General features: G+C 69.4%; 18 protein-coding genes. 5 read left to right on the plus strand and 13 right to left on the minus strand.

The features are described from left to right. Window positions 1-6 precede the first annotated feature (6 nt). The 5 genes from G5C60_RS04240 to G5C60_RS04260 all read right to left on the minus strand — a co-directional run bounded on the left by G5C60_RS04240 (window position 7) and on the right by G5C60_RS04260 (window position 5981). Window positions 7-804 carry a PIG-L family deacetylase gene (locus G5C60_RS04240; RefSeq protein ID WP_165254818.1) on the minus strand — a complete coding sequence of 266 codons (798 nt, stop codon included), beginning with the start codon at window positions 802-804 and terminating at the stop codon, window positions 7-9. Continuing rightward, a complete protein-coding gene (locus G5C60_RS04245) occupies window positions 801-1814 on the minus strand; it encodes a glycosyltransferase (protein WP_165254819.1) in 1014 nt (337 codons plus the stop codon). The genes G5C60_RS04240 and G5C60_RS04245 overlap by 4 nt, the downstream gene beginning before the upstream one ends. Continuing rightward, window positions 1811-3100 (minus strand): MFS transporter, encoded by a 1290-nt coding sequence (locus G5C60_RS04250; RefSeq protein ID WP_165254820.1) that lies wholly within the window; start codon window positions 3098-3100, stop codon window positions 1811-1813. The genes G5C60_RS04245 and G5C60_RS04250 overlap by 4 nt, the downstream gene beginning before the upstream one ends. Next, window positions 3097-4671 (minus strand): flavin-containing monooxygenase, encoded by a 1575-nt coding sequence (locus tag G5C60_RS04255; RefSeq protein WP_165254821.1) that lies wholly within the window; start codon window positions 4669-4671, stop codon window positions 3097-3099. The genes G5C60_RS04250 and G5C60_RS04255 overlap by 4 nt, the downstream gene beginning before the upstream one ends. A 161-nt stretch (window positions 4672-4832) precedes the next feature. Next, a complete protein-coding gene (locus G5C60_RS04260) occupies window positions 4833-5981 on the minus strand; it encodes a radical SAM protein (RefSeq protein WP_165254822.1) in 1149 nt (382 codons plus the stop codon). Between the two features lie 356 nt (window positions 5982-6337). Between G5C60_RS04260 and G5C60_RS04265 the strand changes: the two genes are divergently transcribed. Beyond that, complete coding sequence (locus G5C60_RS04265) at window positions 6338-7228, plus strand: LLM class flavin-dependent oxidoreductase (protein WP_165254823.1); 891 nt, start codon at window positions 6338-6340, stop codon at window positions 7226-7228. A gap of 57 nt (window positions 7229-7285) precedes the next feature. Here the strand turns inward: G5C60_RS04265 and G5C60_RS04270 are convergent, their stop codons facing one another. From G5C60_RS04270 to G5C60_RS04280, 3 genes are all read right to left on the minus strand, one after another. Then, window positions 7286-7855, minus strand: coding sequence for a VOC family protein (locus G5C60_RS04270; RefSeq protein WP_165254879.1), 570 nt, complete (start codon window positions 7853-7855; stop codon window positions 7286-7288). A 27-nt stretch (window positions 7856-7882) separates the two neighbouring features. After that, window positions 7883-9442: a GMC oxidoreductase gene (locus G5C60_RS04275; RefSeq protein WP_165254824.1), complete on the minus strand. Its 1560-nt coding sequence runs from the start codon at window positions 9440-9442 to the stop codon at window positions 7883-7885. A 116-nt stretch (window positions 9443-9558) separates the two neighbouring features. Continuing rightward, on the minus strand, window positions 9559-11184 hold the full coding sequence (locus G5C60_RS04280) for a PucR family transcriptional regulator ligand-binding domain-containing protein (RefSeq protein ID WP_165254825.1): 1626 nt from the start codon (window positions 11182-11184) through the stop codon (window positions 9559-9561). A 185-nt stretch (window positions 11185-11369) separates the two neighbouring features. On the opposite strand from G5C60_RS04280, the gene hisD reads away from it, so the two are divergent. The 3 genes from hisD (at window position 11370) to G5C60_RS04295 (ending at window position 16153) form a co-directional block, all read left to right on the plus strand. Then, window positions 11370-12695, plus strand: coding sequence for a histidinol dehydrogenase (gene hisD, locus G5C60_RS04285; RefSeq protein WP_478502767.1), 1326 nt, complete (start codon window positions 11370-11372; stop codon window positions 12693-12695). Between the two features lie 88 nt (window positions 12696-12783). After that, on the plus strand, window positions 12784-14376 hold the full coding sequence (locus G5C60_RS04290) for an APC family permease (RefSeq protein ID WP_165254826.1): 1593 nt from the start codon (window positions 12784-12786) through the stop codon (window positions 14374-14376). Then, window positions 14369-16153, plus strand: coding sequence for a thiamine pyrophosphate-binding protein (locus tag G5C60_RS04295; protein WP_165254827.1), 1785 nt, complete (start codon window positions 14369-14371; stop codon window positions 16151-16153). Before G5C60_RS04290 ends, G5C60_RS04295 begins: the two co-directional genes overlap by 8 nt. Window positions 16154-16265: 112 nt before the next feature. On the opposite strand, the gene G5C60_RS04300 is transcribed toward G5C60_RS04295, so the two are convergent. Beyond that, on the minus strand, window positions 16266-16511 hold the full coding sequence (locus tag G5C60_RS04300) for a hypothetical protein (protein ID WP_165254828.1): 246 nt from the start codon (window positions 16509-16511) through the stop codon (window positions 16266-16268). Further along, on the minus strand, window positions 16508-16837 hold the full coding sequence (locus G5C60_RS04305) for a hypothetical protein (RefSeq protein WP_241266489.1): 330 nt from the start codon (window positions 16835-16837) through the stop codon (window positions 16508-16510). The genes G5C60_RS04300 and G5C60_RS04305 overlap by 4 nt, the downstream gene beginning before the upstream one ends. Window positions 16838-17064: 227 nt before the next feature. Here G5C60_RS04305 and G5C60_RS04310 point away from each other — a divergent pair, with 227 nt between their 5' ends. Next, on the plus strand, window positions 17065-17619 hold the full coding sequence (locus G5C60_RS04310) for a winged helix-turn-helix transcriptional regulator (RefSeq protein WP_165254829.1): 555 nt from the start codon (window positions 17065-17067) through the stop codon (window positions 17617-17619). Window positions 17620-18019: 400 nt separating this feature from the next. Here the strand turns inward: G5C60_RS04310 and G5C60_RS04315 are convergent, their stop codons facing one another. From G5C60_RS04315 to G5C60_RS04325, 3 genes are all read right to left on the minus strand, one after another. After that, on the minus strand, window positions 18020-18862 hold the full coding sequence (locus tag G5C60_RS04315; RefSeq protein ID WP_165254830.1) for an alpha/beta fold hydrolase: 843 nt from the start codon (window positions 18860-18862) through the stop codon (window positions 18020-18022). Window positions 18863-18866: 4 nt separating this feature from the next. Beyond that, a complete protein-coding gene (locus G5C60_RS04320) occupies window positions 18867-19484 on the minus strand; it encodes a dihydrofolate reductase family protein (RefSeq protein ID WP_165254831.1) in 618 nt (205 codons plus the stop codon). A 177-nt stretch (window positions 19485-19661) separates the two neighbouring features. Then, window positions 19662-20519, minus strand: a complete 858-nt coding sequence (locus tag G5C60_RS04325; protein ID WP_165254832.1) for an alpha/beta fold hydrolase — start codon at window positions 20517-20519, stop codon at window positions 19662-19664.

A 20519-nucleotide genomic window follows, 5' to 3' on the forward strand; every position in this document is an offset into this window, starting at 1 on the left:
TCGTCGTCACTTCCCTTCCCGAGTGCCGGGTTCGCCGCCCGGCCCGGCGATCCAGAACTCCTCGGCCCGTGCGGCGAACACCCGCTCCTGGAACGGCAGCGGCACGACCGGCCGGGTCTGGCCCGGGGCGTACAGCTCGACCTGGGTGCGGTGTTCGCGGAACGCGGCCTGCTTGTGCGGCAGGTACTCGCCGATGTCGAAGGACACGAGCCGCTCGGTGCCCGTGCCCGGGCCGGCCGCCGGGTTGCGGTTGACGAAGCCGAACTCCTCCTCGGTGCGTTCGTCCCACACCACGTACCGGTACACGTCCGGGGTGAGCCCCAGCTCGGCCAGGCAGGACACCACCGTCTCGCCGGTCAGCCGGTGGTCCGCGTTGAGCTCCCTCACCTCGTGGGGGACGTACACCTGGGTGACGGTCCGGTGCTCGCGCAGCACGTCGAGGACGTCCCGGCGGAACCGGGGCAGATGGTCGGCGAGCCGGGTGTCGGGATGGTCGAGGAACCGCACCGCCTCATCGGCCAGCCCCAGCGTCTTGGCCGCCATGCGCGCCTCGTCGCGGCGGATCAGGCGCAGTTCGGCGGGCGTGGGGTCGGTGTGCAGGCCCAGCACGGCCGAGTGGGACATCGCGCCGTCGGTGGCGAACACCACCCCCACCCGGGCGCCCTCGGCGGTGAGCCGGGCCATGGTGCCGCCGCAGGCGATCACCTCGTCGTCGGGATGCGGCGAGAAGACCAGCACCCGGGGCGTGCCGCGCCGCGCCTCACGGTCCTTCCAGACCCACATGCCGAGCAGCGGCGGAGTCACCGGGCACCGTCCGGGGCGGAGGCGGGAGCTGGGCCGGCGGCGGCCGGTTCGTCGGCGGGCCGTGCCGCGGCGGCCCGCTCGGCGTCCATCTGGTCGATCGGCCGGATCACCGTGCCGAACCGGTCGGTGACCTCGCCGTCGGCCAGCCCCCGGGAGCGCAGGATGTCCTCGATCTCGTGGAAGTGGTGGTACGGCACCAGGTGGGCGACCGGGGTGTCGTACTTGGCGGCGAAGTACTGGTAGTTGCTCGCCGCCGAACGCATGTTGGCCTCGTAGTCCTTCGGATGCGGGACATGGAGCGCGGTCGCTTCGCGACGCAGCACGAAGCGGGCGCCGGCCGTACGCAGCCGGTAGCTCAGGTCGACGTCCTCCGCGCCCCAGGCCCGGTACGCCTCGTCGAAGCCGCCGACCTCGCGCAGCAGCCCGGTGTCGGCCGACGAGTTGCAGGTCCACCACATCAGCCAGGGCGCCGTCAGGGCGTCGAGGTCCTCGCCGTAGCGTTCGTAGTAGTCCTCCCGGATGTCCAGCCAGCGGCGCCGAGCGGCGAACTCGGCGAAGGAGGCGTCCGGGTCGGCGAAGTCGAGGGACGCGGTGATCTCCTTGCCGTCCTCGTTGTCCTCGTTGAAGCAGAAGACGTAGCCGACGACCGCCGTGGGCCCGAACGTCTGCCGGTGCGCGGCCAGGTGGGCGGCCAGCGCGCCGGAGTGCAGGATCACCCCGGAGTCCACGAACACGCAGATGTCGGCGCGGGCGTGCTCGATGCCGGCGTTGCGGGCCTTCGCGGCGCGGTAGCCCTCGTCCTCCTGGAAGTGGTGGCGCACGTCGAGCCGGTCGCGGTAGGCGGCGACGAGCTCCGCGGTCTCGTCGGCGGAGCCGTCGTCCGCGACCACCACCTCGAAGTGGTCGTCGGCTGCGAGCCGCTGACGGCACAGGGAGTCGAGGGTGTGCTTGAGGAGTCCGGCGCGGTTGTAGGTGGGTACGACGACCGTGCAGGCGGGCGGCGTGGTCACGCGGCGTTCCCTTCGCGAGGGTTGGTGGAACCGGTGGAGTGGCCGGCGGGGTCGGAGCGCTGGAACAACACGAGCAGCCCGGCCAGCCCGGTCAGGCCCGCGCACACCCAGAAGACCTGGGTGTAGCCGGTCCAGGTGGCCACCGTGCCGACCGTGAGGCCGCCCAGGAACATGCCGGCCTTGAAGGCGCTGGAGTACAGGGCCGAGGCGGTGCCGAACCGGCCCGGCAGGCTGTCCTGGAGCAGCACGACGGGGATGTTCAGAGCCACCGCCGCCCAGGCCGCGTTGAGAGGTTGCAGCGCCAGCAGCAGCTGACGGCTGTCCGCCAGCGGGAGAAGGGCGAAGAACAAGGTGGCGCAGACGGTCGCCGCGACCATCAGCCGCTGCTTGCCGATGCGGTCCGCCCAGACGCCGACCATCACCATCAGCGGAATTTCCAGCGCGGCGCTCACCCCGAGCAGCAGACCGGCGAACTGGGCGCTCATCTCCAGGTCGTCGGTGACGAAGAGGGGGAGGTTGATCTGGTACATCATGTTGGCGCCGAGCAGCAGGACGACGGACCCGAGCACCAGCGCCGTGCGCGGCCCGACCCCGGCGAACATTCCCCGCAGCCCGGGGACCGGCTCTGCGTCCGGTTCGGCCTGCTCGGCCGGGGCCGGTCCGTCGGGGCGCGGCAGCCCCCACCGGCACAGCACCGCCGCCAGCAGGGACAGGCCGGCCGTCGCGGCGTACAGCGCCGTGAAGGACCAGCGGGCGATCACCCAGAAGGCGAGCGGCGGGCCCACCACCCAGGCCAGTGAGGTGACCGCCCGCAGGAGGCCGTTGAAGAACGGGGCGTCCACGCCCCGCGCGTCCGCGAGTTCCCGGGTGTAGGCGAAGAGCTGGCCGAAGCACGCGCCGCCCAGGCCGAAGAAGATCATGCCGGTCACGAGCAGCAGGGAGTAGTCGCGCAGGAACGTGTAGCACAGGGCCCCGGCCGCGTTCAGCAGCGCGGTCAGCACCAGGATCGTGCGGCGGTCGCCCAGCCGGTCCGAGAGCGCGCCCACCACCACGTCCGTGCCGATCTCCGCGATCGACCGGGCCGCGAAGAACAGGCCGACCATCAGGGGCGTGGCGGCGATCGTCTCGGTCAGGAAGAGGCTGGTGGTGGGCACCACGAACGCACCGGCCACCCCCACCGCCGCGCTGGCGGCGATCAGGTTGCGCACCGCGGGGTCGCCGATCAGGCGCCACCGGCTGCCCGCCGCGGCCTCGGTCACGGTCTCGGCCTCGGCTTCGGCGCTCACGCCGCCCTCCCCTCGGCCGGTCCTGCGGGTCCGCTGTCGCGTTGCCGGTACGGCAGCCAGGGCGCAAGCTCCCGGCCGGCGGGAACCCGCGCGGCCGCCGTCAGATCGGCCGCGTCGATCTCCCCGTGGGCCAGGAGCCGTTCCCGGGCGCCGGCCGGCAGCGCGGCCAGGACGCGATGCCGTACGCCGGCCAGGTCAAGCCGCCCGTCGTGCACGGCGGGCAGCGAACGGGCCCGCCCCGGGCGCAGGTTGGCGGGGTCGACCTGGCTGGAGACGAGGGCCCAGTAGGCCCGGAAGTGCACGGCCGGGTCGGGCAGCGCACCGCTGAGCAGCCCGAGGCGGATGGTCTCCAGCCAGCAGTCGAGGTAGCGCCGGTCGTGGAGTGCGGACATATGGCGGGCGCACCACTCGGCGCGCTCGGCGGGGCCGGGCAGCGTCGCCTTGCCGCCGAACACGCTCAGCACCCAGCCGGCGACCGCCTCGAAATACGGGCAGGCGGTGCCGAACGCCTCGGTGTCCACAGGGGTGTTGACCACGGCCAGGGTCGGGTCGTGCCGCCAGAAGTGGTGCTCGTACAGGTCCTCGCGGCGCAGGGCGTCGATGAAGCCGTAGTCGGGCGGCTCGTAGCCGAGGCACAGCACCACGGCGTCGTACCGGTCACCGGTGCCGTCCGCGAGGACCGCCCGGCCGTCGGCGGTGAACTCCGCCAAGGCCGGCACCGGGTGCACCTCGCCGCCGTACACGGCGGGGACGATCTTCTCGTTGATGTGCACCGCGCCGTGGAAGCCGCGCTGCGGCAGCAGTCCGGTGGCCCGGTACATGCGCATGTACTCGGGCAGCCACTCGGCCAGCCAGTCCAGGTACACGGCGTACGGCACCTCCTCCACGGCGACCCGGCCCGCGTAGGAGAACAGGGCGTCGTTGTGGGCGCCGGCGATGCTGCGCGGCAGGAACAGCGCCTCGCGGCGCACGGACCAGTCCACCCGGGCGGCGTGCGGGGCCAGGTCGGCGGCGATGTCGGCGCCGCTCACCCCGCCGCCGACGACCAGGATCCGCTGCCCGGCGAATGCGGCAGGACCGCGGTACTCGGGGGCCGTGAGCACCCGGACACCGGTCCCGGGCGGCGGGAGGCCCCCGTCCGGGAGCCGGGGCCGCCACAGCTCGCCGTTGGCGACCAGGACGGCGTCGACGTGCTCGGAGTGCTCCCCCGCGCCGCCGGAGTGACGGGCCGTCACCCGCCAGCGTCCGCCGTCCTTCGCGACCCGGACGACCTCGTGGCCGAATCGCACCGAGTCGAGCAGGCCGAAATCCTCGGCGTACGAGCGCAGGTACGCCTGCACCTCGTCCTGCGTGGGAAAGTCGGCGGCGAAGCCGGGCGGGTGGTCGGAGAACGGCATGCTCATGCGCGAGCTCTGCATCCGGACCCCCGCGTACGCGCCGCCGGATGCGGGGTTCCAGATGCCGCCGAGGTCCTGGTGCTTCTCGTAGCAGACCACGTCGTGGCCGTCGGCGAGGGCCTGCTTGACGCAGGTGAGCCCCGCGGGACCGGCTCCGATGACGGCTAAGTGCATGTGTGCTCCTGGGCCTTGGCGATGGGGGCAGACGTGCAAGGGGGGCGCTTGTGCAGGGGGCGCCTGTGCGGGTGGCAGAGGAGCGCCCGGGCTGAGGCCGGCGTCAGATGAAGTGGGCCGGCGTCAGTGAAGAGGGCCGACGTCGGTGAGGAGGGTCGGCGTCAGATGAAGGGGTCGAAGTCCTCGACCGGATCGGCCGGTTGGGGGCGCCCTGGGAGCAGTGCGATCTCCTGGTTGGTGCCGTGCCGGGCGCACACGAAGCGGCAGTCCTCGCTGGGGTCGATCACCGTGGTGTCGGCCGCCGACCACATCTCGGCGAACCCCGTCCGCTGGATGTCGCCGATACGGCCCTTGGGGTTGCCCCGGTGGTAAGGGCAGACGAAGACGCCGGTGGGAGTGACGGTGGTACGCAGCTCGGCGACAGCGCAGCTTCGGTACTCCTTGGGCTGCACGGGGTCGGCATCGCGGCGCACGGCCTGCCAGTTGGAGGAGTGCAGGATGTGGAAGGAGTCGTCCTCCAGCGCGCGCAGCCGGGCGATCTGGTCCTCGACCGCCTCGATGTCCTCGGAACGCTGGTTGACCGTGTAGTGGTCCTCGTCCAGCATCGCCTTGACCTCGAAGTAGTCACAGCCGATCTCCCGGGCCAGCACCCCGGCCCGGTACACCTCGTCGTAGTTGGAGTCGGTGACCTTCCCGTCGTCGTCGAAGCGCTGCATGAGCAGGAACGAGTAGCCGAGCCGGCCCTGCTTGCGCGCGGCGAGCAGCCGCATGTTCTCGACGACCTGGGGGAAGGCGCTGCGCTTGCTCCGGCTGGGGCGAAAGGCCTGGTAGGTGTCCGCGCTTCCGGCGTCCATCGAGACCCGCACCCAGGACATCATCCCGGCGAGCTGGTCGATGTGACGGTGGATCTGGGTGCCATTGGTGACCAGGCCGAGTGGGATGCCGGCCTCGTGGAGCACCTCGATGATCCGTCCGACGGCGCGGTGAAGTAACGGTTCGCCGCCGCCGATCAGGATCACCGCGCGGACCTCCGAGGCGGCCAGCTCGTGGGCGAGGCGGACGATGCGGTCCTTGTCTATCTGTCCGTGGTGCAGCACCTGGGTACTGATGCACTCCGGGCAGGCGAGGTCGCACACGGTCGTGGGGTCGAGGTCGACGACGAGCGGCGCGGCCAGGCGCTTGCCGTGGGCGACGTCGAGGACGGCCGGGTACACGGAACGCTGGTAGAGCTTGCCGACCAGGTCGAGATTGCGCTCCACGAATGGGGTGCCGACGGTGGATCCGGGCTGTACGGGATTGCGGTCAGGCATACGTGCGGTCACTTTCCGGTTCGACGGACAAAGGACGGACGTACGGCGAAGAAGCAGTCGCAGAAAAGCGATAGGGGGGTGGGAGCGCTCCCAAAAAGATGGCCGAAACGGTCAAGTCGTGTCAACCGGCCAATGCGAACCAATCGCCCGACTATGCCGAATGGCTTGAATCAGGCGCAGGGCGGCGGCGAGTGCGCCGACCGGCCGAGCCGTACGGACAGGCCGTGCACGGGCAGGACATGCACGGGCAGGATGTGCACGGGATGTGCAGTCGGGGCCCGGGGGCTTGCATGTCTTGCGCATTGGAACCCCGCCGGGTGGCGGCAATGCTGTGCGGAGAGGACGAGGAGGCGTACATGCGCGTGGGGATGACGGTGTTGCCGGAGTATTCCGGGGAGTCCGCCCGGAAGATCTGGGCGAGCGTCGAGGAGTACGGGTTCGACCACGGCTGGACTTTCGACCATCTCGGCTGGGACGGGCTGCTCGACGGCCCGTGGTACGGCACGATGCCGACGCTGACCCTCGCCGCACTGGTCACGTCACGGCTGGAGATCGGCACGCTGGTGGCCAGCCCGAACTTCCGCCACCCGGTGACCTTCTCCCGCGACCTGATCGGCCTCGACGAGATCAGCGAAGGACGTCTCACTCTCGGCGTCGGCGCCGGCGCGACGAGCGGGTACGACGTCGACGTGTTCGGGGCGGGAGCGCCGAAGAGCCGGGTGCGCAGGTTCGGCGAGTTCGTCGAGCTGCTCGATCGGCTCCTGCGCGAGGACCATGTCTCCTTCCAGGGCGACTACTACTCCGCCGTCGACGCTCGTACGGTGCCCGGCTGCCGGCAGCGGCCGCGGCTGCCGTTCATCGTGGCGGCCAACGGTCCCGGGGCAGCATCTGTCGCGGCGCAGTACGGGCAGGGGTGGGTGACGATCGGCGGGATGGCGGAGCGGCTCGACGAGTGGTGGGGTCTCGTCTCGGAGGCGAGCGACCGGATGACGGCTGCCCTTGCGACGCACGGACGTGAGGCTGATCCGGAGTTCCGGCGGATGCTGCAGACCGATGCCGCACCGGTGCTCAGTATCCAGTCGGCCGACTGCTTCGACGATTTTCTGGGCCGGGCCGACGAGTTGGGGTTCACCGACGTCGTCGCCCCGTGGCCGCGTGCGCAGGGTCCGTTCTCCGCGCCGCGGTCGGTGGTCGACCGGATCGCCGCGGACGTTCTTCCCCGGTGGCGGACTCCGGGGAACGACTGACCGTCAGCAACGGCCGAGTCATCCCGAGGTCTGCGACATCTACTGCATCTACGGCGTCTACGCCGGCGGTGCCATGCGCTCGCCCGGGAGTCCCCGGTAGAACGTGCCGTCGGCGCAGGAGGTGATCTCCATCTGGAGCCCCCACGGGGTGGTGAAGTAGAACCATCGCTGGCCGAAGACCGGTGAGTCGTCGGCGACCCCGTTGGGGCCCTCCATGAGGGTCACACCGGGAACAGCCGACAGATAGGCGCGTGCCGCGTCCACGTCGTCGACATAAAGGGCCAAATGGTGCCCGCCGATGTCGCTGTTGCGCGGCTGGGTCGTCGACCGCTGCGGTGCGGTGTACTCGAACAACTCCAGGTTCAGACGGCCGAGCCGGACCATGGCGAGAGTGCAGCCGGCTCGCGCGTCGACGTTGAGCCTGCGGGTCATGCCGTCCCCCGCCTCATCCACGAACGGGCCGTCACGGAAGATGAATTCGCCGCCGACGTGATCCACGAAGAAGGCGATCGCCTCGTCGAGGTCGGGCACGGTGAAAGCGACGTGGTCGACGGATCTCAGAGTGGGAATCCCACCACGAGATGTACTGGGTTTATTGGACGTGTTGGATGTATTGGATGCGTTGATGGCCTGCTCCTGGTTCTTTTCGTGGGCTCACGCGATGAGCTGACCGGACTCGGCGACCCGCAGGGCGAGGGCCGCGACCGTCAGGGCGGGATTCACCGCGGCCGAGGACGGGAAGGGCGAGGAGTCGACGATCCACAGGTTGTCGACCTCGTGGGACTTGCAGTACGGGTCGACGACGCTGGTCGCGGGATCCAGGCCCATGCGTGCGGTGCCGCACTGGTGGGACGACGCCTCGATGCCGAGCAACTGGATGAGTGCGACCGGGTAACCGGCCTTGCGGGACACCGCCTTCATGCGCGAGGCGAGTTCCTTGTGCGACGCCATGTTGGTGGGCTTGCGGGCGACAGTGAGCCGGCCGCCGGAGCCCAGGGTGATGCGGTTCTCCGGCAGCGGGATGTCCTCGGTCTGCAGGAACAGATCGAGGGTGCGGTGGGTGACGGCGTCGAGGATGACCTTGGGAACCATCCGGCGCGCGTTCTTCACGCTGGCCCCCTGGAGTTTTCCGAGGCCCTGCACATTGCCCAGCGGGTACCGGGTGTCGGCGCCGGGGTGGTACCAGTCGTTGACGCCGATGGTCTTCTGGAAGACCGATTTGTTGGTGTGCCGGGGGTCGACCGCCAGGAAGAACGACGTGACGTGGGTCATGTAGTTGCGCCCGACCTGGTCGGAGCCGTTGGAGAGGCCGGAGGGATGCGACGTGGAGGAGGAGCGCAGGAGCAGTGCCGCCGTGTTCGCGGCACCGGCCGAGACGACGAAGCGCTTGGCGGTGATCCGGACGGGCGTGCCGTTGTGCACGGCCTGTGCGGCCACCACCTCCTTGCCCGAACCGTCGGTGTCTAGGCGAAGGACTTCGGCGCGGGTCAGCAGGCGCACCGTCGGCGACTTCAGAGCGGGCCGGACGGCCGCGACATCGGCGTCGCCCTTGGCATCGACCATGCACGGGAAGGCGTCGCAGGTCGCACACCACAGACAGTTGCCCTCCGGCCCGTAGTCGATGGCGGTGGGGAGGCTGAAGGGGTGGAGTCCCTGCCCGCGCAGGCTCTCGACGTATTCGGCCACGGTGTCGTCGTGCGGCACGGGCGGATGCGGGAAGTCCGTCGAGCGCCACGGCTCGCTGGGGTCCTCCCCCTTCAGACCGTGGACCCAGAAGATCGACTCGGCCTGCGCGTAGTGACGCTCGATGTCCGCATACGTCAGTGGCCACGCCGGTGACAGTCCGTCGGGGTGCTCGACGTCGTCGAAGTCCATCTCGCGGAAGCGCGGCAGCGTGGCGCCGTACATTTTCGTGCTGCCGCCGACGTAGTGGTAGTTGCCCGGTGTGAATCCGCGGCCTGTGCCGGCCTCGTACCACATGGCCGAATTCTTGTATCTGCCCTGCATATGGACCTCGCGGGGCGACCAGTTGGACAGCTCCCTGGGCAGGAAGTCGCCCTGTTCGACGATGAGTACACGGGCACCGGAATCACGCAGCGCGTAGGCCAGGGTGCCACCGCCCATACCCGAACCGATGATGGCGATGTCGCAGTCGATCTCGGCCGGAGGATCGGTGACAACGGCGGCCTGGTCGGCACGGAATACATCGGTCATCGCTCACTCCTCGTGACAAGGGACGTGGCCGGACGCCTACGCGGATGCCTACGCGCGATCCCACGATCACGTTAGTTCGGGTGAGGCTCACGGACCGCGCACAGAGTGTGCAATCTTCAGCTGCCGGATTTCATAGTCCGCACACGGCCCTGTTGGAGCAGATCGAGGCCGCGCAGGGCGAGCGCCAGGCTCTGGCGGACGTCGCTCTCGTCGAGTGAGCGGCCCAGCAGCGCGTCGAGACGGTCCAGGCGGTAATAGAGCGTGCGGCGCTGGATGTAGAGCTGGTCGGCGGTTTTGGACTTGTTGGCGTCGTTCTCCAGGAAGGCGCGCAGAGTCGGCAGCAGCGGGTGGGGGGAGTCCGCGTCATGCCGCAGCACGGGCCCGAGTTCGTCGTCGACGTAGTTGGCCAGTTCAGGCCCCTGCGACAGGGACACCAGGAGACGCAGCAGGCCGAGATCGTCGAAGCGGACCACCTCGCGGCCGGAATGGGTGGCGGCGACCGAAGCCGCGCTCCTCGCCTGGCGGATCGCGGTGGACAGTTCCGTCGGCGGGCAGCTGCGGCTGACCCCGGCTCGCAGCTCCTCACCTGAGAGGTGTGCGGCGACCTGGGGTTCGTCCTGGGCCCGCGCGAGCCCGACGATGGCCATGACGTGGTCGCCGATGTCGGCGACCACGGCCGGCAGTGCGATCGACTCGAAGGCCGCCACCAGACTCGTACGGTCCTCGGGGTCGGGCGCCGATTCCTTGACGGCGCAGATCGCCAGCAGGGGACGGCCTCGCAGATCCTTGCCCAGCCGAAGCGCCCGCGAGATGAACGCCTCACCGGAGATGTCGCCGAGCAGGAGTCGGTTGACCAGGGCGTTTTCCCGCTGGGCCGCCTGGGCTCGGACCTGGCGCGCGCTCAGCACGCTGATCGCGATCGCATCCGCGGTCCGGTCGATCGCGTGCTGGGCGGGGCTGGAGAGCGCATCGCTGTCGTGGATGACGTGCAGCCAGCCCCACCGTTCGCCGCGGATGAGGATCGCGCGGCGCGTGCATGCCGCCGCGGTGCCCGGTGCCTCCCCCTCGCCGGAAGGCGTCAGGGGAACCGACGCGACGAGCGGCCCCTCATGGGAGTCGCGGGCGTGCAGGACACGGGAGTGCAGGTCCCAGTTGCTGACCACGGAGTCGGAGGCGCCGGTGCCCGAGGAATAGGCGACGACCCGGCGGGAGGCGTCCTCGAGGATCACCGGCCGGGCGATCTCGTCCGCGAGGGCCTGGGTGAAGGCCACGTGGTCGCGCCCCGCGAGCAGCAGCCGCATGAAGGTGTCGTTGAGACGCTCGTACGCGGTGAGCTCGCTGATGCGGTGGTCGACCAGGCTGCCGTGCACCTGGGCCGACACCTCGACGAAGGGCAACTCGCCGTCGAGCCCCACCAGCGGAAGCCCCAGCCGGGCCGCCTCGTGGACGAGGACCCGGGGCATCTCGGTGTAGGCGCGCCCGCTGAGCTCGATGACGAGTACGGCGGCACCCGCCTCGGCCAGCGCTCGCACATAGGCCCGCTGGGCGCTCGCCGTGTGATCGATCCCCAGCCCGGCCGTCAGGAGCATCTCGCCCCCCTTGAGGAACCGCGCGATGTCCGGGATCTCGACGGGATGGACCCACCGCACGGTCCGGTGCAGGTTCTCCTTGCCCGCGTACAGCGTGAAGGGGACGCGCGAGAAGACCTCGAGCGACAGAGCGCCTTCCACCGTCAACGACACCGTGACTCCCGCATCATGACCCCCGCACCATCACTCTCGAACACACACAATGTGAGCAACTAGATCAATTATCACTGCACATTGTGAGTCTAACTCCCCGGTGCACCAATGGGCAGACTCGACGGCACGAGCCCTCCGCTCCCCCCTTCTCTCTCTCCCCCCCCGCACCCAGCAGGAGAACCACCGTGACCTTTGACCCGCCGCGCATGCTGAAGCGTCCCGCCGGCCAGGCCGATGCGCCGACCGGTGACTCTCAGGTGGCGCAGACGGTGGCTCAGGTCATCGCCGATGTACGAGCGGAAGGTGACGAGGCGGTACGGCGCCACTCGTCCACCTTCGACGACTGGCAGCCCGACTCGTTCCGGCTCAGTACCGCGCAGATCGAGGCGATCGTGGCGTCACTGCCGGGCACCGTGCTCGAAGACATCCGTTTCGTCCAGAAGCAGGTGAGCGACTTCGCCCGTGCCCAGCGTGAGTCGTTGCACGACGTCGAGATGGAGACGCTGCCCGGCGTCTTCCTCGGCCAGAAGAACATCCCGGTGGCCGCGGCCGGCGCCTATGTGCCGGGCGGGCGTTACCCGCTGACGGCCTCGGCCCACATGACGATCGTGCCGGCGAAGGTGGCGGGCGTCGAGCGCGTCGCGGCCACCACGCCGCCGAACCGGGGCGAGGTGCCGCCGGTCAGCGTCGCCGCCATGCATCTCGCGGGTGCCGAGGAGATCTACGTGCTCGGCGGCGTGCAGGCCATCGCCGCCCTTGCCCTCGGGACCGAGACGATCGATCCCGTGCACATCATCGCGGGACCGGGCAACGCGTATGTCGCAGAGGCGAAGAGGCAGCTCTTCGGTGAGGTCGGCATCGATCTGTTCGCCGGGCCCACCGAGGTCCTGGTCGTCGCCGACGACTCCGCCGATCCTTTCGTGGTCGCCGTGGACCTGCTCAGCCAGGCCGAGCACGGACCCGACTCCCCCGCAGTGCTCATCACGACGTCCGAACGCGTGGGCAAGGGAGCCCTCGACTGGATCGACCGGCTGCTCGTGGACCTGCCGACGCGTGACATCGCCTCGAAGGCGTGGCGCGATCACGGCGCCGTCCACCTCGTCGACACCCTGGACGAGGCGTACGCACTGGCCGACCGGTACGCGTCCGAGCACGTGCAGATCCTGACTCGGACGCCACGCGAGGCTCTGGACAAGATGCGTGACTACGGAGCGCTCTTCCTCGGCGAGAACACCTGCGTGGCGTTCGGCGACAAGGTCATCGGCACCAACCATGTGCTGCCCACGCGGGGAGCCGCCCGCTACACCGGTGGCCTCTGGGTCGGCAAATACCTGCGCACGGTCACCTACCAGGAGATCCGTGATACGAGCAGCAGCGCCTTCCTCGGCGAGCTCTGCGGCCGCATGAGCCGCCTGGAGAACTTCGAGGGCCACGCGAGGTCGGGTGACGTACGGGCTGCCGGGTTCGACGCGGCGAACATCCCCTGGCGCGCATCCTCCAATGATTCCTGACTCCCGTGATGCTTCCTGACCCCCCTGATGCTTCCTGACCCCCCGCTCCCACAGCCCTGTTCCTTCCCTCCGTCATGAAGGACCGCTCATGTCAGATCCGTCTCCCCTGCGGGAATCACCCTCCGACGACGCCTACTTGAGATCGCTCGGCTACGAGGAGGGCTTCGATCGCAGCGTCAGCCTCTGGTCGAACTTCGCTCTCGGCTTCCTCTACCTCTCTCCGCTGGTCGGAATCATCGCCCTGTTCGGCCTGGGGCTGACGACGGCGGGGCCACCGGTCTTCTGGTGGATCCTCATCGCCGCGGGCGGACAGTTCCTCGTCTCCCTGGTCTTCGGCGAAGTCGTGTCCCAGTACCCGATCGCGGGCGGCCTGTACCAGTGGGCCCGTCGGCTGTGGAGCGGCTCGTACGCCTGGATGCTCTCGTGGATCTACATCGCCGGCGTCATCATCGGCATCACCACGACCGCACTGTTCAGCGCCGACTTCGTCCAGGCGCTCCTGAACGGGAATGCCGCAGACCCGGGAACGGCGTCGACGCCGGGCCAGAAGTTCGTCATCGCGATCGTCGTCACACTGGTCGGACTGCTGCTCAACGCCACGGGGAGCAAGACGCTGGCCCGGATCGCCAAGGTGGGCCTCGCGGCCGAACTCGGCGGGATCATCCTGGTCGGGCTCTATCTGCTGGTCTTCGAGCGGCACAATTCCGTGTCGGTCTTCTTCGACACGATGGGAACCGGAGGCACCGGCGGCTACGCCTCGCCCTTCCTCGCCTCCGCGCTGGTCGGACTCCTCCTCTTCTACGGCTTCGAGGCGTGCGGCGAGGTCGCGGAGGAGACGCCGAACCCGGGTCGTACGATTCCCCGCTCCATGCAGATGACCGTCCTGATCGGGGGAGCGGCGGCACTGTTCGCCTTCGTCGGGTACGTCCTGGCCGCCCCCGACCTCCAGGGCATCGTCAACGGTGACATCACGAATCCGATCCCGGTCATCCTGCAGAGCACGCTCGGCACGGTGGGCACCAAGATCTTCCTGGTCGTGGCCCTGACCTCGTTCCTGGCCTGCGTCATGGGCCAGCAGGCGGCGGCGAGCCGGCTGATCTTCTCGTTCGCACGGGACGACATGTTCCCGCGCAGCGCCTGGTTCTCCAGGCTCTCCCCTCGGACGCACGTCCCCGTCAACGCGCTCATCGCCGCCAATGTGCTGCCGGTCGGGCTGTACGTCTTCATCTACTTCTCGCCCGATTCGCTGCTGCGCATCGCGGCCTTCCAGATGCTCGCCGGGTACTTCGCCTTCCAGATGGTCGTCCTGGCATCGATGCGCGCCCGGCGGAAGGGCTGGCGCCCGGCGGGCAGGTTCTCGCTCGGCAGGGCAGGCTGGCCGGTGTCGGTCTCCGCACTCGCGTACGGTGTCTTCGCCATGGTGCTGCTCGCCAAGCCGTCCGGTGACGGGAGCCTGCCGTTCTACGACCGGTGGATTTCCCTGATCGGCTTCCTCGTCGTTGCCGGCACCGGACTCACCTATCTGCTGGTCATGAAGCCGTCCCGGGGATCGAGCGCTCCCGAGGGAGACGCCGTCGAAGTCGCCCGGCAGCTGCGGGCCTCCCACTCGACCTCGACCCACTCGACGGCGGCACTCACAGACTCTACGGCGGCACTCACAGAGAGGACGATCCATGGCTGAGCTGACCGGCGGACAGATCGTGGCGCAGGCCCTCAAGAAATACGGCGTCAAATACGTCGCGGGCATCCCGGGCCACGGCATCTGGTCCCTGACCGACGCCTTCCTGGAAAAGGGCTCCGAGATCCCCTTCATCCAGGTGTTCCACGAGCAGAGCGCCGTGCACATGGCGGACGGCTACTACCGGGTCACCGGACAGCCGATGGCCGCGGTGACGTCGATCGGCGCCGGTGCCAGCAACACGGTGATCGGCATGGCGACGGCGTACACCGACTCCACGAGCACCATTCTGATCACCGGAGGGCCGCCGACCCATATGCGCGGCCACGGCCTTCTCCAGGAACTGGAACGCTTCACGGCGAACGACTTCCCCAAGATCGCCGAAGCTGTGTCCAAGCGGCACTGGGTGGCCCAGCGCGTGGACGAACTGCCGTTCATCATGCAGCGGCTCTTCAGCGCCATGAAGACGGGACGGCCGGGCCCGGTCCATCTGGAGATCCCCATGGACGTCCAGGCCGAGAGCGCGGACGTGGATGTCCACGCGCTGGAGCAGCGGCTTCCGGTCGGGGTCGCCCACCCGGACCCGGCCGCGATCGCCGCCGCCGTGGAAGTGCTGTCCGCTGCGCAGCGGCCGGTCATGGTGGTCGGTGGCGGCGCCATCACCAGTGAGGCTCCCGGGGAGATCCTGCGGCTCGCCGAGAAGTGGCGCATTCCGGTCGTGACGACATGGAACGGCAAGAGTGCCTTCCCCGAGGACCACGACCTCTTCGCCGGCAGCGTCGGCCAGACCGGAACCCCGGTCGGCAACACCATCGCCTCCACCGCCGATGTCGTCATCGCCGTGGGCTGCCGCTTCACCGACTGGTCCGCCTCGAGCTATGCGAAGGGCGTGACCTTCTCGATCCCGGACTCCAAGCTGATCCACATCGACGTCGACCCACAGGAGATCGGGAAGAACTACCCGGTCGCGGTGGGCATCGTCGCGGACGCCAAGGTGACGGTGGGGCAGATCGCGGACGCGCTGCCCGCCGACGGCCCGGACCGCTCCTCCTACGAGATGGAGCTCGCCGAGAGGAAGGCCAACTGGGAGGCACAGCTGTCAGATCGCCGCGATTCCGACCGCTTCCCCTTTACCTCCCAACGCCCCCTGGGAGCCCTCCGCAAGGTCCTGCCACGGGACGCGATCATCGTCGCCGGTTCCGGCAACACCCAGGGCGCGGTCAAGCAGACGTTCCCCGTCTACGCGCCACGGACGCACCTCACCTCGGGAGGCTTCTCGTCCATGGGGTGGGCGGTACCGGCCGCCATCGGGGCCAAACTGGGCGCGCCCGACCGGGTCGTGGTCTGCGTTCTCGGCGACGGCGACTTCCTGATGACGTCCCAGGAGATCGGCGTGTGCGTGACGCACAACATCCCGGTCGTGTTCGTGGTGCAGGACAACGCGGGCTACATGTCAATCCGGGGCGGCCAGCGCAAGCAGACCAACCGTCACATCGGCACGGAGTTCAATCACCCCGACGGCTCGCCCTACAGCCCCGACTTCAAGGCACTCGGCGAGGCGTTCGGGCTGACGTCCTTCCGAGTCGAGAGCGACGCGGAACTAGAGGAGACCCTTCGCAAGGCGGTCACGCTCAACGAGCCGGTACTGGTGCAGATCCCCACCGCACGCGACGCCGCGGGCCCGTGGGTGCCGGGTTGGTGGGACTTCCCGATCCCGGAATACGTCAAGGAGGGCCAGGACGAGTACCGGGCGTTCCGCCGGAACGAGCAGCACCTGTGATCTCAGGGTCTGTGACCCCAGGGTCCCTGCGCACGGTCAGGGCACGGTCATGGCGTCCCATTCGGCGAGTCTCGCGGGTGGGACGCCGTGCTGTGCAAGGGAATTCGCGCCTTCATTCTTCTTCTGCCTTCTTCGTCCGGGTTCTCGTCATCCAGGACTGACAGGCCCACCGGGCAAGCCCGCCCATAGCAAGGGACACGAGAACGGCTCCCGAGTCGATGACGTGCGGCAGTCCGGGGAAGAAGGCGAAGAAGGCGAAGGTAGCGACGAGGCCCACGAGGAACGCGGCGATCCCGGCCCGGCGCCGTCGCGCCTCCCACGCCTGGTCCGAGTTCTGTCCGTGTTGCTGCTCGATCACGTCCGGCCGCGCGATGTGCGGTAGGTCCGGTTGTTGGTGTCGGCATACGTGAAGTCGATGCGCCAGTTGCAGAAACCGCTGCTGAGTGCTCCGGCGAAGGCACAGTCGACGCCGGCGTTCTGGTACGTGATCTTCCTACCGCTTCCTCGGATGATGTGCGTGAACATGCATCCTGTCGGAACCTTCATCGTCACACCGCCCACGCTGTACTCGAAGGTGCGCACGGGAGTTGATCCGATTGCGCCGGCGTGCGCACCGGTCGGGGTGGTGAGGACGAGTGCTCCCGCGGCGGCCAAGGCCGTGGTGAGACGAGCGATGTACTGCATGACCCAGGTGGCCCTTTCTGATGATCTTCTGATGAGCACCTGGGGTAACCGCGTCCTGTTGCAGACGGTTGCAGGATTTTGGTCGATTCACTGCCATGAGTGATCAAGGGGCGAGCGGGCTGACCAGTAAGACTCTTCTGGCAGCCTGGATTTGCACTGCAGTCGGGCCCACCGATGGCTGCAACCATGAGTTCCCTCAGGGAACTCATCGGTCATACGACGGGAGCGTGACCCGTACCCCCCTCTCCGGCGTCGCGTGCTCGATCGCCCGTGCGACCGACCTGTTCGGCGACGCCTGGACGGCCCTGATCATGCGTGACGTCCTCGTCGGCATCCGCCGCTTCGACGAGCTGGCGCAGGATCTCGGCCTGTCCCGCAAGGTCCTCGCCGCGCGACTGGCCCGCCTGGTCCAGGAGGACGTACTGACGCGCGAGCGGTACCAGGGCAGCCCGCCGCGCGAGGAGTACGTGGCCACGGAGAAGGGCCAGGAACTCTACCCCGTCCTACTGGCGCTGATGACCTGGGGCGACAAGTGGTACGCGGGCCCCGCAGGGCCGCCCGCCCGGATACGCCACGACGCCTGCGGACACCTGGCCACGCCGGTCGTGGCCTGCGACGCCTGCCAGGAGCCGCTCACGGTGGCCGACACGACACAACTGCCCGGCCCCGGCGGACGGGTAGGGCCGGGCACGCAGCTGCTGGGACCGCTGATCGCCGCGCGGGGGGAGGAGGGCCCGGACCCGGTTACAACCACAGATGCCGCCCGATCGGATCCTTCCTGATCTAGTTGCTGTCGGCCCAGGTCTTGTTCACCCGGACGTCCTGCCCGGCGCAGGCCATGCGGCACTCGGCGGCAGTAGCGGCTTGACCGCGTCCGAAGGCCGTCGTCCACGTCCTCGGTCCACGACCGTCTGCGTGATCACACATACTCGAAGAACCTGGTCCACCAGGTGGCCTCACCCTCGTGTGAGCCGGTGGCTCAACACACTGCGCCAATACGTTACTTGTGATCCAGGTCATGTCGTCACAGCTCGGCGTGACGTCAGGCCGGGGCGTGGTCGCCGTGGCTGTCCGAACCGCCTTCGAGAGTTCCGCGGGTGCCGATCGCGGGCGCGCGGCCGGGTCGAGCCTCCGACGCCCGCTGCCGCGCGGATGCCATACCCGCGCGGCACGCGCCGTTCTCTACCCGAGGGTGAGCATCGCCTCGGCGACCTCGCCGACCGCCGCGTCGGGGATCGCGGTGGCGGCCTCCTCGAGGACGAGCAGCTGCGCCCCGGGGATCGCGCGCGCGATCGCCTCGCCGTTGCCGACGGGGAAGAACCGGTCGCGGCGGCCGTGGACGACGAGCGTGGGGATCTCGATCTCGGGCAGGCGCTCGCGCCAGCGGGGTTTGCAGTCGAGCCTGGCAAACACCATGCCCAGCTGGTTGGCCATCTGGACCGGGGGTGCGGTGCCGGGCGTGCGGTCCCAGACGCGCGCGGCGATCGCGCGCGCGGCGACGGGGTCGTTGCCGAGGATCTCCGCGCCGGCGGCGGCAAACTCCGCCACCGCCTCGCGGTCGGCCCAGTCGGGCATCGGACGCGCGAACAGCCGGCTCATCGTCGCTTGGTCATGGTCGGGGAGGTCGTCGTCGGGCGGGCCGGGCGCAACCGCGCGGGTGCCGACCAGGGTGAGCGCCGAGAACGCGCCCGGATGGTCGAGCACGGCCACCTGGGCGACCATCCCGCCGACGCCGATGCCCGCGAGATGCGCGGGCCCGCCGCCGAGCGCGTCGGCAAGGGCCGCCGCGTCGGCGGCGAGGTCGCGCAGGGTATAGGCGGGCGCCTCCGGGTCCGCCGTCGTCGACTCTCCGCTGTCGCGTAGGTCGTAGCGCACCACGCGGCGCCCGCCGGCGGCGAGGCGCTCGCACAGCGCGTCGGGCCAGGAGAGCATCGTCGTCGCGCCCGCGAGCAGGACGAGTGGCGCGTCGTCGTCACCGAACGACTCGATGCCCAAGGCGATCTCATTAACGTTGACGGTGGTCATCGGATCACCGGAGGACGTCGTAGGTCAGGTGCGTCGCGGTCGATGTCGAAGTCACGCTCCGCTGCACCAGCATGCGCGGCGCTTTGCCGGTGAACAGTGGCGTCCCGGCACCCAGCACGACGGGCGCGAGGTGCAGCGTCAGCGCGTCGACCAGCCCGGCGTCGAGCGCCGAGCCGATCGTGGCGCCGCCGCCCATGAGGACGACGTCGAGGTCCTTGCCGCGGTCCGACGACGCCGCCTCGGCCCGCTCGCGCGCGGCGGTGACGGCGTCGGGCAGACCGGTGGTGACGAACGTCCAGTCGAGGTCGGTGAGCCGCACCGCCTTGGGCGGCGAGCTCGTCACGACGACGAACGCGGGCTTGCCGACCTCGCCGGCGCCGTAGCCAGTCTTGTCGTCCCAGCCGTCCGGCCCGTCGACCAGGTCGAAGAGTCGGCGGCCGAGGACGACGGCGCCCGAGCGGGCGGTCGCCTCGCGCAGGACCCGGCGGTCGTCGGGGTCGTCGGAAAACGCCCAAGTGTGCAGGGCCTCGCCGCAGGTGCCCAGACCGTTGTCCGGGCCGGGGTCGGGCCCGGTGACGAAGCCGTCGAGAGAGACCGAGATGTCCGCGATGATTCGAGTCATGCCAGGGCAGACCCGACCCGCCGCCCAAACTCATCGCTCACGCATGAAGCGTGTGCCGGAAGCGAACCCGATGGCACGACGCCGAAGCGGCACGTCGGTCATAACCCCGCGGTTGGCCGGTGTGAGTGCTTCCGTTGGCCGGCGGGGTGGCAGAGAGCCCGCCTACCGCCCTTGGGCTCAGCCGGTGTGCCGGACCGGCACTGCTCCGGTCCGAATCAGGAAGTCGGTGAGCACTTCGGCGAGTTGTTCGGGCTGGTCCTCGGGGACGAGGGTGGACGAGTCGGAAATCTCGATCAGCCGGCCCTTCGGGTACAGCTCCGCCAGTCGGGGGCCGTGCTCGCGCGGCATCAATCGGTCGTCGGTCGCCCAGACGACCAGTACAGGGCGGTCGAAGTCACGTAGCCGCTCGCTCCAGGCCAGCAAGGTCTCACGCTTGGGCGCCGAGGTGGCGAACTTGGCGAAGTCCCGGCGAATGGCCCTGCTCCGGGTCGCGGGAGCGAACCAGTCGTCCAGGATCTCGTCCGGAATCCCGCGCAGGCTCATCCCGCCGTATCCGTTGCGGTTGTTCCGGAACGCGGGGATGCGCATCAGCCGCGTCAGCAGCCAGACGCCGCCGGGAACCCCGCACACGGTGGCCAGCGCCTTGGCCGGTCCAGGGGGAAAGTTGTCGAACGCCTCGCAGGCCACCAGCACCAGCCGGGCGACCCTCCGGCCCTGCTCTTCTGAGACCAGGAACTGGCCACCGCCCCAGTCATTGAGGACGAGGGTCACTTCGTCCAGGCCCAGCCGTTCGATGAACTCACCCAGCAGCCGTGCGACACCACGGTGGGACAGGTCGGCGTCCGGGTTCATCGGTCGGCGATGACCGCCGAGGGGCAGGGTGGGCAGGATGCAGCGATACCCGTCCAGCAGCGGTACCACCCGGCGCCACTGCGTCTCATTCATCGGCAGGCCATGGCCGAACACCAGCACCGGCCCTCCACCACCGGTGTCCTGATAGTCGATCACTCCGGACGACAGCTCGATCTCCGGCAT

It is taken from the genome of Streptomyces scabichelini (assembly GCF_011045015.1).
Classification (GTDB): domain Bacteria; phylum Actinomycetota; class Actinomycetes; order Streptomycetales; family Streptomycetaceae; genus Streptomyces; species Streptomyces scabichelini.

Excerpts from the sequence above, each read along its gene's own strand:
- G5C60_RS04255 (WP_165254821.1), bottom strand. The coding sequence starts at position 4,671 with ATGCACTTAGCCGTCATCGGAGCCGGTCCCGCGGGGCTCACCTGCGTC.
- G5C60_RS04260 (WP_165254822.1), bottom strand. The coding sequence starts at position 5,981 with ATGCCTGACCGCAATCCCGTACAGCCCGGATCCACCGTCGGCACCCCA.
- G5C60_RS04265 (WP_165254823.1), top strand. The coding sequence starts at position 6,338 with ATGCGCGTGGGGATGACGGTGTTGCCGGAGTATTCCGGGGAGTCCGCC.
- G5C60_RS04275 (WP_165254824.1), bottom strand. The coding sequence starts at position 9,442 with ATGACCGATGTATTCCGTGCCGACCAGGCCGCCGTTGTCACCGATCCT.
- G5C60_RS04290 (WP_165254826.1), top strand. The coding sequence starts at position 12,784 with ATGTCAGATCCGTCTCCCCTGCGGGAATCACCCTCCGACGACGCCTAC.
- G5C60_RS04295 (WP_165254827.1), top strand. The coding sequence starts at position 14,369 with ATGGCTGAGCTGACCGGCGGACAGATCGTGGCGCAGGCCCTCAAGAAA.
- G5C60_RS04305 (WP_241266489.1), bottom strand. The coding sequence starts at position 16,837 with ATGCAGTACATCGCTCGTCTCACCACGGCCTTGGCCGCCGCGGGAGCA.
- G5C60_RS04315 (WP_165254830.1), bottom strand. The coding sequence starts at position 18,862 with ATGACCACCGTCAACGTTAATGAGATCGCCTTGGGCATCGAGTCGTTC.
- G5C60_RS04320 (WP_165254831.1), bottom strand. The coding sequence starts at position 19,484 with ATGACTCGAATCATCGCGGACATCTCGGTCTCTCTCGACGGCTTCGTC.
- G5C60_RS04325 (WP_165254832.1), bottom strand. The coding sequence starts at position 20,519 with ATGCCGGAGATCGAGCTGTCGTCCGGAGTGATCGACTATCAGGACACC.